The organism is Sphingomonas sp. Tas61C01 (genome assembly GCF_052567495.1).
Map to the genome: position 1 here is coordinate 115,717 of NZ_CP199583.1, position 12,972 is coordinate 128,688.

The following is a 12,972-nucleotide window of genomic DNA, read 5'->3' on the forward strand; positions in this document are numbered from 1 at the left end:
TAGGACGAACGATGAACTATGTTCCGCCGCCGCGCACCGGCGCGTTGACGATCAGCGCGACCCCGGCGACGATCGCGCCGGCCGAAAACGTCAGCGACACGATCGTCGGTTTTCGCGGCCGCGACGAACGTTCGCGGTCGTTCAACCTGCTGCGTACGCAGATCATCCGCATGGTTGCCAGCGGCGCCAAGGTGATCGGCATCACGTCGGCGACACCGCAGGTCGGCAAGACCTTCATCGCGTGCAACCTCGCGGCGTCGATGTCGCGCCTGCCTGACATGCAGACGATCCTCTACGATCTCGATCTGCGTCGCGGATCGGTGGCGGAGCGCTTCGACATTCCGGTCGAGGTCGGAACTGCCGAATATTTGGATGGGACGGCGGATAATCTTGCCGATCTCTCCTGGGGAATCGAAGGGCAGCGGCTGACCATCTACCCGACCGCGGCGCGGCGGGTGCGCTCGTCCGAACTGCTGGCGAGCGCGCGCTTTTCGGGCCTCGTCGATGCGATGCGCGCGATGCCCGGCCCGGTCGTCCATCTGTGCGATCTGCCGCCGGTGTTCGCCAACGACGACAGCATGATCGTCAGCGAGCATATCGATGGCTACATCATGGTCGTCGAGGACGGGGTGACCACCGCCAAGCAGGTGCGCGATTCGCTGCGGCTGCTCGGCCCCGACAAGTGCTTCGGTACGGTCCTCAATCGCTACGTGAAGGGGTTTGCGGGGGGCGATTACGGGTTCGGCTACGGCAAGGGCAAGGCCTACGCCGATTACTACAACTAGGCCGAGTGCGGCCCGACTGCGGCGGATACAGGGATGAGCGACCAACGGCCCGTACGGACCGTGTACTGCGTGCTGGGCGTACGATCGCTCGGCTATGCGGTGCCGTGTCTCGCCAGCCTGGCCCGCAACAGCGTCGACCCGCTGGCGCTGACCATCCTGACCGATTCGGCCGAGGATGCGGCAACGATGCGCGAGCGGTTGGAGCCGTTGTTCGTCGATGGACGTCACCGGCTGACGGTGCACGACCAGGCGCATGCCGACGCGCTGGCCGGGGAACGCTATGCGGCGTTTCCGGCGGTCGCCGAGTTCCGCCACGGCCATCCGTGCTGGCGCAAGGTTACCGATCCGGCGCTCTACGCCGCCATCGGGGACGAGGTGATCATCATCGATCCCGACGTCTATTTTCCCAATCGCTTCGCGTTCGAGCCAACTCCGGCCACGGGTTTGCTGCTGATGTGGCAGCGTCCAAACTGCCTGCTGCCCGAGCCTTTGGTTACCGAGGCGTATGATCGCGGCGTGCCGATGGCGGACCATACCGATATCGGAGTCTGCCAGTTCCGGGCACCGCTCGATCTGGCAGCACTCGAAGCGTTGCTGACGACGATCGACACGCGTCCGTTCGCGCGATCGATGCACGTCGAATCGATCGTCTGGGCGGCGCTCGCCGAGCAGGTCGGCGGTGGCTATCTCGATCCCGAGGCGTGGCATTGCTTCGCCAACTCGGTGCCGAGCCGGCTCGCCCGCCGAATGGGGCGGAGCGGATCGGCGACGCTCGCGCAGATCGATTTCGCGCCGGTGAAGGCTTTCCATGCCGGCGGCACCGCCAAGAACTGGCTTGCCGACGCCGAGCGCGACGGGTTGTTCGCGGATCCGCGCACGCACGTCGAACCGACGCCGGTCAGGCCGTTCGTGCCGTACCCGCGCGGCAAGTTCGAGAACAAGCTGCGGACCCGCGGGGTCGCCCGGCGACTCGGCCTCTACAAAGTGCTGGGCCGGGGCTGATGTCGGCTGACGCCCGGCGGCCGGGCGAGGACGAGGCGAAGCGCATCCTGCTGGTTGCGCCCAATCTCTCGCGCCACATGGGGGGCGAGGCGCTGAAGGCGTTGCAGATCCATCTCGAGCTGCGGGCCATGGGTTATCGGGTGCGGCAGGTCGCGCATGCACGGGTCCGCGACGAGATGACCCGCGATCATCCCGAACTCGACATCGTCTATGTCGAGGACGATCGGCTACAATCATCGCTCTATCGCGCCGGCATCCTGCCCGCGTTGGGGCTGCTGAACGCTTGGCAGCTGCACCGTCTGGCGGTGCGGACCGCACGATCGTTCGCGCCTTGGGTGGTGCATTTCACCTCGCCGATCTCGCCAGTCCAGCCCTATTTCCGCTTTCCCGGTTTCCCGGTGGTGATCGGACCGCTGAACGGCAACGTCACGCACCCGCCGGCATTTCGCGACCGCGAGCCACGCAGCAAAGCGCTGGGGAGCCTGACGCTCCGGCCGATGCAGCGAGTGCTGGGCGCGCTGTTTAGGGGCAAGCGCGAGGCGTTCGTCCTCGTGGCGGGCGGCGAGCGGACGATGCATGCGCTCCGCCTCGGCGGTTGCTCGCCGGATCGGTTGGTGCCGACGCTCGATAGCGGCGTGCCCGATGCGCTGGTCGACCGGGCTCCGCGGGCGCAGCAGGGCTATGACCCATCGTTCGTTTTTCTCGGCAGGCTCGTCGCGTACAAGGGCTGCGACCTCGCAATCCGCGCGATCGCCGAGGCGCGCGATCGTGATCTGACGCTCGACGTCCTCGGCGACGGCCCGGAACGCCCGGCGCTCGAGGCGCTCGCGAACGAACTCGGGGTCGCCGATAGCGTGCGGTTCGAAGGCTGGGTGCAACCGGGCCCGGCGCTGTACGACCGTCTATCCCGATACCGCGCGCTGGTGATGCCGAGCCTCGCCGAAGCCAACGGCATCGCCTTTCAGGAGGCGATGACGCTCGGTGTGCCGATCGTCTGCGTCAACTGGGCCGGTCCGCAGGAGCTGCTGACCAAGGACGCTGCGATCCTGGTCGAGCCCACCGACCAGACTGCCGTGGTGGCCGGCATCGCCGCCGCACTCGATACGCTCGCGAGCGATCCGGCGGCGGCTGACCGGCTTGCGACCAATGCCCGCACCCGCGCCAACGCCACCGGCTTCCGGTGGCGCGACCTGCTGACACGGTGGGAAGACATCTATCGACGCGCCGCGCAGGACCATGCCCGCATCATACAAGGCGATCAACGATGACCCTCAACGGCGCCACCGCATCGATGCGGCGCTTCAATCCGGTCGCGCTGTTCGGGCTGCTGAAGCAGAAGCTGTCGGGTGACACCGGCGCGGTCGCGGGCACGGTGGTGTTCTTGAACCTTACCCGGATCGTCAGCTCGGCGATCCTGACGCGATTGCTGAGTGCCGAGGCGTTCGGCGTGGTCGGCATCATCACCTCGGTGTCGGTGACGTTCGGCTTGATGTCCGACATCGGCATCAACGCCTTCATCATCCGGCACAAGGACAGCAACGACCCCAAGTTCCTCGACGAGCTCTGGACGTTGCGGATGATGCGGTCGCTCGCGCTGACGGTGCTCGTCGCGGTCTTCTCGGCACCGATCGCCAATTATCTCGACAAGCCCGATCTGCAGATGGCGATCGCCGCGGGCGGGCTGATCTTCCTGTTCGACGGCCTCGATTCGATGATGATGTTCACGGCGCTGCGCAACCGGGAGGTCAAACGGCTCAACAAGATCGACATTATCGCCCAGATGTTCGGCGTCGTGAGCTCGATCGCGATCGCGTTGTTGCTGCACAACTACTGGGCGATCCTGCTGTCGAACCTGCTCGGGCAGTTGTTCAGGGTCTGGGTCAGTTATGCGTGGTTCGAGGGATCGCGGCGGCGCTGGCGTTTCAGCCGCACGCGGGCGGCGGAATTGTGGAAGTTTTCGCGTTTCATCACCGGATCGACGATCCTGACGCTGATCATCAGCCAGACCGACAAGGTCGCGCTGTCCAAGCTGTTTCCGCTCGAGGTGTTCGGCCTGTACATCATCGCCAACAACCTCGCGGGCGCGCCGACTGGGCTGGCTGCGAGCTATACCGGCCGAATCCTCTACCCGCGCCTGGCGCAACTCGCCCGCGAGGCGCCCGAAACCCTGCCGTACGAATATTATCGCCAACGGCTCCAGGTGTCGCTGCTGTATTCCTTCATCGTCGGCGGGTTGATCGCGTGCGCGCCGCTGGTCATAACCCTGCTCTACGACGACCGTTACCTGCCCGCGATCCCGTATTTCCAGGTGCTGCTGTTCTCCAGCTTCTTCCTGATGGGCACGCTCACCGCCAATCAGGTGATGATCGCGCTCGGGAAGTCGATGTTCACGCTCTACACCAACGTCGTCAGGCTCAGCTTCCTGGTGGTCGCCGGCTGGTGGGCCTATACCCAATTCGGCACCTTCGGGCTGGTCTGGGTGGTCGGGCTCATCGAGCTCGTCGCGATGCTGTTCGGCTGGGTCTGGCTGCGCCGGTCCGGCCTGCTCAACCTGCGCAAGGAGGGGTTGATCCTGCTGGCGGGCGTCGCCGGACTGGTGATCGGCTATGGGGTAGACCAGGCCGGGCTGGCAATCGTGCGGATGCTCTGAGATCGAGCCGCGACAGGGCGGCGCCCGGCTGGTATGCAAGGGGCATGGAGCCGACATGCCGAGAGCGATCGTGAATTACGCGCGTAACGGATCGCTGATCCTTGCGGCTTTGGTGCTGGGCCTCGGCGCGAGCGCGTCGATGCTGGCGGTCCAACCGGATCGTGCAGCGCCGAAGGCGAGCGCGCCCGCGTCCGGGCGCCCGCCAATGCAGATCGGCGTGAACGTCACTGGCAGCATCTATTACGGATCCGAGCGGATCTTCGCGAACCTCGCCCAAGGGGCGAGCGCGTGGAAGGATCCGGCCAATGCCTGGAAGGCGGTGACCGCCGACAAGCTGACCGCGGCCGGCTTCCCGGTGACGAACGGCACGTTGGCGATCAACGTGCCCCAGCCGGTCTGGGCCGGCAAGGACGTCGCGGTGGTGTGCACCTGGGCCGGGCGCGGCACCGTGCGGATCGACGGCGATACGCGGGCAGGGGCGTTCGGGCACCGCTTGGCCTTCACCTGGCCGGGTAAGAAGGGTTCGGGACGGCCGAATATCCTGATCTATCTCACCGGATCCGACCCGCGCGATCCGTTCCGCGAGCTCGATTGCCGCGAGCCCGGTTTGGTCGCGAGCGGCCAGTTCGACCAGCGTTACGTCGACGATATGAAGCCGTTTCGCGTGCTCCGGTTCCTCGACTGGTCAAACACCAACGGTAATCCTGCGACAGTCACCTGGGCGAGCCGCACCACGCTCGATAAGTCGGGCAACGACGGCGTCGCCATCGAACACATGATCGATCTCGCCAATGCGGCGGGATCGGACCCGTGGTTCACGGTCGCCTACAATGCCGACGAGACCTACGTCCGCAACATGGCCAAGCTGGTCCACGACCGCTTGAAGCCGGGTCGTCGCGCCTATTTCGAACTGTCGAACGAGATCTGGAACTTCCAGTTTCCGGTTGCGACCCAGACGCTGAACGAAGGCGTTGCCGAAAAGCTGTCGACCGACAAGTACAGCAACGGCCTGATGCGATATGCCGAGAAGACGATCTGGATGCAAAAGCTGTTGACCCAGGCATTCGCGGATGATCCGCGTCGGCTGGTCCGCGTGATCAGCTCGCAGAACGACAACAGCTGGGTCGGGCGGACGATCATGTCGTTCCGCGACACCCCGCAATGGGTCGATGCGCTCGCGACCGCCCCCTATTTCGGCCACAGCTTCTTCAAGGCGCCTTACGACAAGTCGACCGTCGCCGATCTGCCGGCGCTGTTCGAGCGGCTCGAGGCCCTGCGCGCGAACAGCATCGCCAAGGCGCTCGAGAACAAGGCTGTCGCCGACAAATACGGCAAGCGCTACATAACCTACGAGGCCGGTCAGCATCTGATCGCGCCGTCGGGTCCGCTGATCCCGGTGATGGAGGCGATGCAACGCAGCCCGCTCATGGGTGAGGCCTATGATCGCTTCCTCGCCGACTGGAAGGCGCAGATCGGCGACACCATCACGCTCTATTCGGCAACCGGCGGCGTCTCGCAATTCGGCGCCTGGGGGATGCGCGAATATCCGGGGCAGCCGCTGGCGCAGGCGCCGAAGCAGCGCGCGGTGATGGCGGCGCTGGCCGGTCGGTAGAACGGGACGGGCCAGCATGGATGCGAGCGGGTGCGCGTCCGTTTCCGGCACGGCAGGAGCGTCGCTTTGCCTTTGAAGGCTGCGGGTTCGCGTGTATCGGCGCTGCCATGCCAGCCGCCGCTTGTGACTCTCCGTCCGCCCGACCTTGCCTAGCAGGGAAGATCGCCTGATGGACGCGCCGATCCAGCGGTATGACGATCGCATCACCGCGATCATCGTCAATTATCGCACACCAGACCTGTCGCTCCAGTGCCTGGACGCGCTGGCGGGAGAGCGGGTCCGATTGCCCGGTCTGTCGGTGATCCTCGCCGATGGCGGCTCCGGTGACGGATCGGTGGAACGGCTCGAGGCGGCCCTGGCGGTCTCGACGCATCGCGATTGGGTGACGTGGCTGCCGCTCGGCTTCAATGGTGGATTCGGCTGGGCGAACAATCAGGGTATCCGGCGCGCGCTCCAGCAGTCAGAGCCAGCGGCCTTCATTTATCTGGTCAATCCCGACGCGATCATCGAGCCGGGTGCCTTGGTCGCGCTGGTCGCGGCGATCCGCGCGGAGCCGAAGGCAGCATCGGCGGGGAGCCAATTGCTCGCACCTGGCGGCTGGCCGGTCGGGTCGGCCTTCACCTTCCCGACCGTCGCGAGCGAGTTCTTCCGCGGCGCCAACACGCCGCTGCTCGAACGGCTGGCGGGTGGCAAGCCGGGATTGGTCGTGGCGGCGCAACCCGTCGAGGCGGAGTGGGTGACCGGCGCCAGCGTCCTGTTTCGCGCCGAGGCGCTGCGCGAATGCGGCCTCTTCGACGAAGGCTTCTTCCTCTATTTCGAGGAGGTCGAGCTGATGCACCGGCTCGCGGCGGCGGGCTGGAAGGCGCTTCATGTGCCCGGCAGCCGGGTGCGGCATGTCGGCGGCGCCGCCACCGGGGTGGTCGATGGCGCCAGCGAGAAAGCGCGCCTGCCCGATTACTGGTTCCGGTCGCGCCGCCGCTATTTCGCGCGGACCCGCGGGCCCGTCGGCGCACGGCTATCGGCGCTGGCGTGGGTCGCAGGCTATGGCATCTGGCGGGTGCGCGAGCTGGTCGGACTGGGCCGGAGGAGCGCGCATGCGCCGCGCGAGTTCCGCGATCTCCTGCGCAACGGCATCGGCCCGGTCGCGCTCGACCGCGAGGCGGCGATCCCCCGGTGGGATGGGCCGGTCGACGAGATGCCGGCCTGGGTCGACCGATCGTGAGCGCGGTGTCGATCATCGCGATCGGGCGCAACGAGGGCGACCGGTTGAAGGCTTGCCTGCGCTCGCTCCCCGCCGATGCCACCAAGATCTATGTCGATTCGGGATCGACCGACGATAGCGTCGCATTTGCCAGGAGCGCCGGCGTGGAGGTGATGACGCTGCCGCCGAACACCCCCTTCACCGCAGCATTGGCGCGCAATACCGGGCTGGCGCGGGTCGATGCCGGGAATGACAGCTTCGTGCAGATGATCGACGGCGATTGCTCGCTCGATGCTGGCTGGTTGGAGCAGGCGCTCGCCGCGATGCGCGCGGAACCCGATCTGGCGGTGGTGTTCGGACGGCGGCGCGAGCGCTTCCCAGAGCGCAGCATCTATAACCGGATGTGCGACGACGAATGGGACGTACCGGTCGGCGAGGCGCGCTCCTGCGGCGGCGATGCGTTGTTCCGGACGCGCGCGATCCGCGGCGCGAACGGCTATGATCCGACCCTGATCGCGGGGGAGGAGCCCGATCTCTGCCTTCGCATGCGCGGGGCGGGCTGGCGGCTCCGGCGGATCGATGCGGAGATGACGCTCCACGACGCGGCGATGACCCGGTTCGGCCAATGGTGGCGGCGCACCGAGCGCGGCGGCCACGCGTTCGCCGAACTCGCTTGGCGGCACGGTTCGAACGCCGATCCGCACTGGCGGCGCGAGACGCGCAGCATCGTCGCGTGGGGCATTGCGCTACCGGTAGCGATCCTGCTGCTGGGCGTGGCGATCGGCTGGTGGGCGGTGATCGGCCTGGCGATCTACCCGTTGCAGATGGCGCGGATCGCCTGGCGCAAGCACCGCGCCGGTGATGTGCCCGGCTTCGCGGCGGCAGCGGGCTTCTTCCTCGTCATCGGCAAGTTTGCGCAGGCCAAGGGGCTGCTCCGCTTCCATCTGCGCCGGCTGACCGGCGGCACCGCGTCGCTGATCGAATATAAGGGCGCGGAGGCGAGCGGCGGATGACGTTCCGAGAGCTGCGCGCGCTGATCGGCGAGGATTATCGCGCCAATGGCAGCGATGCGACGCGGGCGGGCTTCCGAACGCTGATGGTCTATCGCTTCGGCGTGTGGCGGATGAGCGTGCGGTCCAGGCTGCTGCGCGCACCGCTGACGATGATCTATCGCCGCGCGTTCGTGCATTGCCGCAATGTCTACGGGATCGAGCTGCCGTTCACCGCCAAGGTCGGCCGGCGCGTGATCATCGAGCATCAGGGCGGGATCGTCATCCACGGCCACGTCACGATCGGCGACGAGTGCATCATCCGGCAGAACTGCACGCTGGGCGTGCGGCGCATCGACCGGCCGGGCGACGCCCCGACGCTGGGCGCGCGGGTCAATCTGGGTGCGGGCGCGGTGGTGCTCGGCGCGGTGACGATCGGCGACGGCGCGGCGATCGGCGCGAACGCGGTGGTGCTGTGCGACGTGCCGGCGGGTGCGTTGGCGATCGGCGTGCCCGCGACGGTGCGGCTGCGCGGCTGAAACCGGACACGCGCTAAGGGCATCTTCAACGCGATACGATAACAAGCTCGTCGTTGACGGCGGCGCTGGGATCGTCTTTGTCGTCGCCGCGCCTGCCGGGCGCAACTCCGGGGGGGCGCGATGCCGTGCCGATGGCCAGCGGGCGGTGTTTGAGCGATGCGGATTGCCTATCTCGTGAACCGGTATCCGACGGTCAGTCATACCTTCATCCGTCGCGAGATCCTGGGCATCGAGGCCGAGGGGCACGCCGTGACGCGATTTTCGATCCGCGCCGCGCCGGGCGACCTGCCCGACGCCGCGGACCGGTCGGAGCGCGAGCGGACGCAGGTGGTGCTCGACCAGCCCTTGCCGACGCTGCTTGCTGCCGCGATCGGTGCCGCGGTGCGAACGCCAGGGCGGACGTGGCGGGCGTGGCGGACGACGCGTCCGATGACGCCGCGAACGCCGCGCGGGTTCGTCGCGCGCTTCGCCTATCTGATCGAGGCCTGCTGGCTGGCGAAGGCGATGCGGTCTGGCGCAGTTACGCACCTGCATGCGCATTTCGGGACCAACCCGGCGGCGGTGGCTCGGCTCGTCCATCTCCTGTCGGGCATTCCCTACAGCTTCACCGTCCACGGCCCCGACGAGTTCGACGAGCCGCGGCAGATCGATCTGGCCGGCAAGGTGGCCGACGCCGCGTTCACCGTCGCGATCAGCGACTATGGCCGCAGCCAGATCTGCCGCTGGGCGGCGCTGCCCGATTGGGAGCGCGTCGTGGTGGTCCGCTGCGGCGTCGACATCGCGTCGATCGCTGCGGGGGGTCCGGAGCACAAGAAGCGCGATTTCTGCTGCGTGGCGCGGCTTGCTCCGCAAAAGGGACTGCCGGTGCTGATCGAGACGGTCGCGCTGCTGCGCGATCGCGGCGTCGTCGCGACGGTGGCGGTGATCGGGGACGGGCCGATGCGCGCCGACCTGGAGGCGGAGATCGCACGGCGGGGGCTGGGCGACCAGATCGAGCTGCTCGGCAGCCAGGACGGCGGCGTGGTGCTGTCGACGCTGCGCGAGGCTAAGGCGCTGCTGTTGCCGAGCTTTGCGGAGGGCCTGCCGGTGGTGATCATGGAATCGCTCGCGGTGGCGACGCCGGTGGTGACGACCGCGATCGCAGGTATCCCCGAGCTGGTCGATGCGAGCTGCGGCTGGACGGTGGCGCCCGGATCGGCCGAGGCGCTGGCGACCGCGATGGTCGCGGCGCTCGACGCCTCGCCGGAACGGCGCGCGGCGATGGGCGCGGAGGGCAGGGCACGGGTCGCGCGCGATCACGACGCCCGCGCCAATGCCGCGCTGATGGTCCGCCACATCACCGGGGCGGCGGCATGATCGATGCGCTGATCCTGTTGCTGTTGGCGCCGCTGATCGTCGCCACGCTGGTTTTCGTGACCGAGACGGGGCTCGGCGCTTTTCCGCCATCGGGGCGCAAGGCGGCGCTGCCCGGCTACGACCCCACGCAAGTGGTCGTGCTGGTTCCCGCGCACGACGAGGCGCTGGGGATCGGCGCAATCCTGGCAGCACAGCGGGCGACGATGCCTGCCGGCATGCGGCTGCTGGTGGTCGCGGACAATTGCAGCGACGACACCGCCGCGGTCGCGCGCGGCGCGGGTGCGGAGGTGATCGAGCGGCATGACCTGTCGCTGCGCGGCAAGGGCTTTGCGCTCGATCATGGCCGTGCCGCGCTCGCCGCTGCGCCACCCGCGTGCGTGATCGTGGTCGACGCCGACACCGTGCCGGTCGGCGACGCGCTGGATCGGCTCGCCGCGATCGCGATCGCGCGTGGACGACCGGTCCAGGGCGCCTATTACCTCAGCGTCGGCGCGGGCGACGGGCCCATCGCGCGCTTCTCCGCCGCCGCCTTCTTTGTCAAGAACATGGTCCGCGAGCTTGGCGCGGCACGGATCGGCGCGCCCGCTATCCTGACCGGATCGGGCATGGCCTTCCCCTGGCCGGTGTTCACCGGCCTGCCGCTCGCCACCGGGCACATCGCGGAGGACCTGATGCTCGGCGTCCAGAGCACTCGCGCTGGGCGACCGCCACTATTCGATGCCGATGCGCGGATCACCGGCACCGGCAGCTCGGACAAGGGCACCGCGGTGCAGCGCCGGCGCTGGGAATCGGGATTCCTGCAGGTTGCGCAGGACAGCGCGCTGCCATTGATCGGTCAGGCGATCCGCGAGGGGCGGCCGGCGCTCGGGTGGCTGGGGCTGCATCTGCTGACCCCGCCGCTGGTGCTGCTGCTCGCACTCGACGGCGTGGCGACGCTGGTCGCGGCGGGGTTGCTCGTCGCCGGTGTAGCGGCGTGGCCTTTCTGGACGATGGCGTCGCTCACCGTTTTGGCGGCGTCGCTGGTCGTGATCGGGCTGGCAGGACACCGCCGGCTCGATCTGCTCAGCGACTGGGCGTCGATCCCCAAATATTTGTGGTGGAAGCTCCGTCTCTCGCTGCTGGCGCTGTTCCGTCGCGAAACCCGGTGGATCAGGACCGACCGGGACTGAAGCATTTTTAACTGGACCATTACCGCATCACGGGTACGGACGGCGGAAAGGGGCAGTTGGCAGTGAGTCCGGAAAGCGAAACGATCGAAGCGCCGGCGCCCATGGAGCGCCGGGTGGCGCGGACGCCGGCGATGCTCGAGATGTCCGGGCTGCTGTCGCGGATTGTCGAATGGCTCGTCGTGTCGGCGGTCGGGCTGTTCGGAATCTGGGCGACGATCGGCGTCTTCAAGCTCGAACCGATCGAACAATATGTCCGCGTCGCCTGGTTGGCCGGCGTCGCCTATGCCCTGATCGGCGAACTGACCGGCTGCTACGACGTCGACGGCCGCTTCACCTTGCGGACCGGCTGGACGCGGGTGCTGACCGCCTGGGTCGGTTGCGGCGTGGCGATGCTCACCGTCGCGTTCTTCATGAAGACCTCGAACGATTTTTCGCGCGGATGGACGGTGTTCTGGTTCGTCAGCGTCGGGCTGGCGTTGATCGTCACGCGCGGGATCAGCACGCTTATCCTGCGATCGATGAAGCGCAAGGGTGTGTTCAACCAGCGTGTCGCGATCTTCGGCTCGGGCCCGCAGAGCGACAGGCTGGCGCGCTACATCGCCGCCAATACCGCGCTGACGATCGATCTGGTCGGCTGTTACGATGATCACGGCAATCGCAGCACCGGCGAGGCGTGCATGCCGTTCCGCGGCAGCCTGCAGATGCTGCTCGCCGACATCCGCGGCGGCCGGGTCGACCAGGTGATCGTCGCGATGCCGCTGCCGGAGGGCATCGACATCGAGACGATCGTCGGCGAACTGTCGATGCTGCCGGTGCTGATCCGGCTGGCGCCGGACCTGTCGGAGTTCGCGCTGGCCGGCCGGACGATGGTGATGCTCGGCGAGATCCCGCTGATGACGCTGTTCGAGCGCCCGATCAACGGCATCAACCAGATTTCCAAGCGGATCGAGGATCTGCTGCTCGGCACATTGTTGCTGATCCTGTTCGCGCCGCTGTTCGCGCTGGTGGCGCTGGCGATCAAGATGGACAGTCCCGGTCCGGTGTTCTTTCGGCAGGACCGCGAGGGGTTCAACCACCAGACCTTCCGGATCTGGAAATTCCGGTCGATGCGCAACGACACGCTCCAGTACGACAACATCAAGCAGGCAACCGCCGGCGACCGCCGCGTTACCCGGGTCGGCCGCATCCTGCGCGGATCGAGCATCGACGAACTGCCGCAGCTGATCAACGTCGTGTCCGGCCAGATGTCGCTGGTCGGCCCGCGCCCGCATGCGCCGTCGACGAAGGTGGCGGGCATCCTGTTCAGCGAGGCCAACCGCAATTATGCCGCGCGCCACCGGGTCAAGCCCGGCATGACTGGCTGGGCGCAGGTCAATGGCTGGCGCGGCGAGACCGACACCGACGAGAAGCTGCTGAAGCGGGTCGAATGCGATTTATTCTACATCGAGCATTGGTCGATCGGCTTCGACCTCTACATCATCATCCGTACCTTCGCGGCGGTGCTGTTTCCCAAATCGGCATATTGATCGCCGGCGGGCGGGGGCGGGCCCCCGACCACCTAGCCGTCATCCCCGCGCAGGCGGGGATCCAGACCGGCAAACGCTGCGGCTTCATCGCTCACGATGTAGGTTCTGGATCCCCGCCTGGGCGGGAATGACGGCGTGGGTGT

The 12,972-nt window shown here is 67.4% G+C and carries 11 protein-coding genes; all 11 read left to right on the plus strand.

All coding sequences use genetic code 11. The features are described from left to right. Positions 1-11: 11 nt before the first annotated feature. The 11 genes from ACT009_RS00505 to ACT009_RS00555 all read left to right on the plus strand — a co-directional run bounded on the left by ACT009_RS00505 (position 12) and on the right by ACT009_RS00555 (position 12,829). The gene (locus ACT009_RS00505; RefSeq protein WP_445192460.1) at positions 12-785 is read left to right on the plus strand and encodes a CpsD/CapB family tyrosine-protein kinase; all 774 of its coding nucleotides are present in this window, start codon (positions 12-14) and stop codon (positions 783-785) included. A 33-nt stretch (positions 786-818) separates the two neighbouring features. Further along, complete coding sequence (locus tag ACT009_RS00510) at positions 819-1,787, plus strand: hypothetical protein (protein WP_445192461.1); 969 nt, start codon at positions 819-821, stop codon at positions 1,785-1,787. Beyond that, on the plus strand, positions 1,787-3,055 hold the full coding sequence (locus ACT009_RS00515) for a glycosyltransferase family 4 protein (protein ID WP_445192462.1): 1,269 nt from the start codon (positions 1,787-1,789) through the stop codon (positions 3,053-3,055). Before ACT009_RS00510 ends, ACT009_RS00515 begins: the two co-directional genes overlap by 1 nt. Continuing rightward, positions 3,052-4,437 (plus strand): oligosaccharide flippase family protein, encoded by a 1,386-nt coding sequence (locus tag ACT009_RS00520; protein WP_445192463.1) that lies wholly within the window; start codon positions 3,052-3,054, stop codon positions 4,435-4,437. The genes ACT009_RS00515 and ACT009_RS00520 overlap by 4 nt, the downstream gene beginning before the upstream one ends. Positions 4,438-4,492: 55 nt before the next feature. Further along, positions 4,493-6,049: a hypothetical protein gene (locus ACT009_RS00525; protein ID WP_445192464.1), complete on the plus strand. Its 1,557-nt coding sequence runs from the start codon at positions 4,493-4,495 to the stop codon at positions 6,047-6,049. Between the two features lie 169 nt (positions 6,050-6,218). Next, the gene (locus ACT009_RS00530; RefSeq protein WP_445192465.1) at positions 6,219-7,271 is read left to right on the plus strand and encodes a glycosyltransferase family 2 protein; all 1,053 of its coding nucleotides are present in this window, start codon (positions 6,219-6,221) and stop codon (positions 7,269-7,271) included. A gap of 5 nt (positions 7,272-7,276) precedes the next feature. Continuing rightward, positions 7,277-8,263 (plus strand): glycosyltransferase, encoded by a 987-nt coding sequence (locus tag ACT009_RS00535; protein WP_445192466.1) that lies wholly within the window; start codon positions 7,277-7,279, stop codon positions 8,261-8,263. Next, a complete protein-coding gene (locus ACT009_RS00540) occupies positions 8,260-8,778 on the plus strand; it encodes a serine O-acetyltransferase (protein WP_445192467.1) in 519 nt (172 codons plus the stop codon). Before ACT009_RS00535 ends, ACT009_RS00540 begins: the two co-directional genes overlap by 4 nt. Before the next feature lie 174 nt (positions 8,779-8,952). After that, positions 8,953-10,134, plus strand: coding sequence for a glycosyltransferase family 4 protein (locus tag ACT009_RS00545; RefSeq protein ID WP_445192468.1), 1,182 nt, complete (start codon positions 8,953-8,955; stop codon positions 10,132-10,134). Next, the gene (locus ACT009_RS00550) at positions 10,131-11,303 is read left to right on the plus strand and encodes a glycosyltransferase family 2 protein (RefSeq protein ID WP_445192469.1); all 1,173 of its coding nucleotides are present in this window, start codon (positions 10,131-10,133) and stop codon (positions 11,301-11,303) included. The genes ACT009_RS00545 and ACT009_RS00550 overlap by 4 nt, the downstream gene beginning before the upstream one ends. 101 nt (positions 11,304-11,404) lie before the next feature. Then, the gene (locus ACT009_RS00555) at positions 11,405-12,829 is read left to right on the plus strand and encodes an undecaprenyl-phosphate glucose phosphotransferase (RefSeq protein WP_445192470.1); all 1,425 of its coding nucleotides are present in this window, start codon (positions 11,405-11,407) and stop codon (positions 12,827-12,829) included. Positions 12,830-12,972: the final 143 nt, after the last annotated feature.

Bases quoted from the DNA above. Each gene is read 5' to 3' on its own strand.
- ACT009_RS00505 (WP_445192460.1), top strand. From the start codon at position 12: ATGAACTATGTTCCGCCGCCGCGCACCGGCGCGTTGACGATCAGCGCG.
- ACT009_RS00510 (WP_445192461.1), top strand. From the start codon at position 819: ATGAGCGACCAACGGCCCGTACGGACCGTGTACTGCGTGCTGGGCGTA.
- ACT009_RS00515 (WP_445192462.1), top strand. From the start codon at position 1,787: ATGTCGGCTGACGCCCGGCGGCCGGGCGAGGACGAGGCGAAGCGCATC.
- ACT009_RS00520 (WP_445192463.1), top strand. From the start codon at position 3,052: ATGACCCTCAACGGCGCCACCGCATCGATGCGGCGCTTCAATCCGGTC.
- ACT009_RS00525 (WP_445192464.1), top strand. From the start codon at position 4,493: ATGCCGAGAGCGATCGTGAATTACGCGCGTAACGGATCGCTGATCCTT.
- ACT009_RS00530 (WP_445192465.1), top strand. From the start codon at position 6,219: ATGGACGCGCCGATCCAGCGGTATGACGATCGCATCACCGCGATCATC.
- ACT009_RS00540 (WP_445192467.1), top strand. From the start codon at position 8,260: ATGACGTTCCGAGAGCTGCGCGCGCTGATCGGCGAGGATTATCGCGCC.
- ACT009_RS00550 (WP_445192469.1), top strand. From the start codon at position 10,131: ATGATCGATGCGCTGATCCTGTTGCTGTTGGCGCCGCTGATCGTCGCC.
- ACT009_RS00555 (WP_445192470.1), top strand. From the start codon at position 11,405: ATGGAGCGCCGGGTGGCGCGGACGCCGGCGATGCTCGAGATGTCCGGG.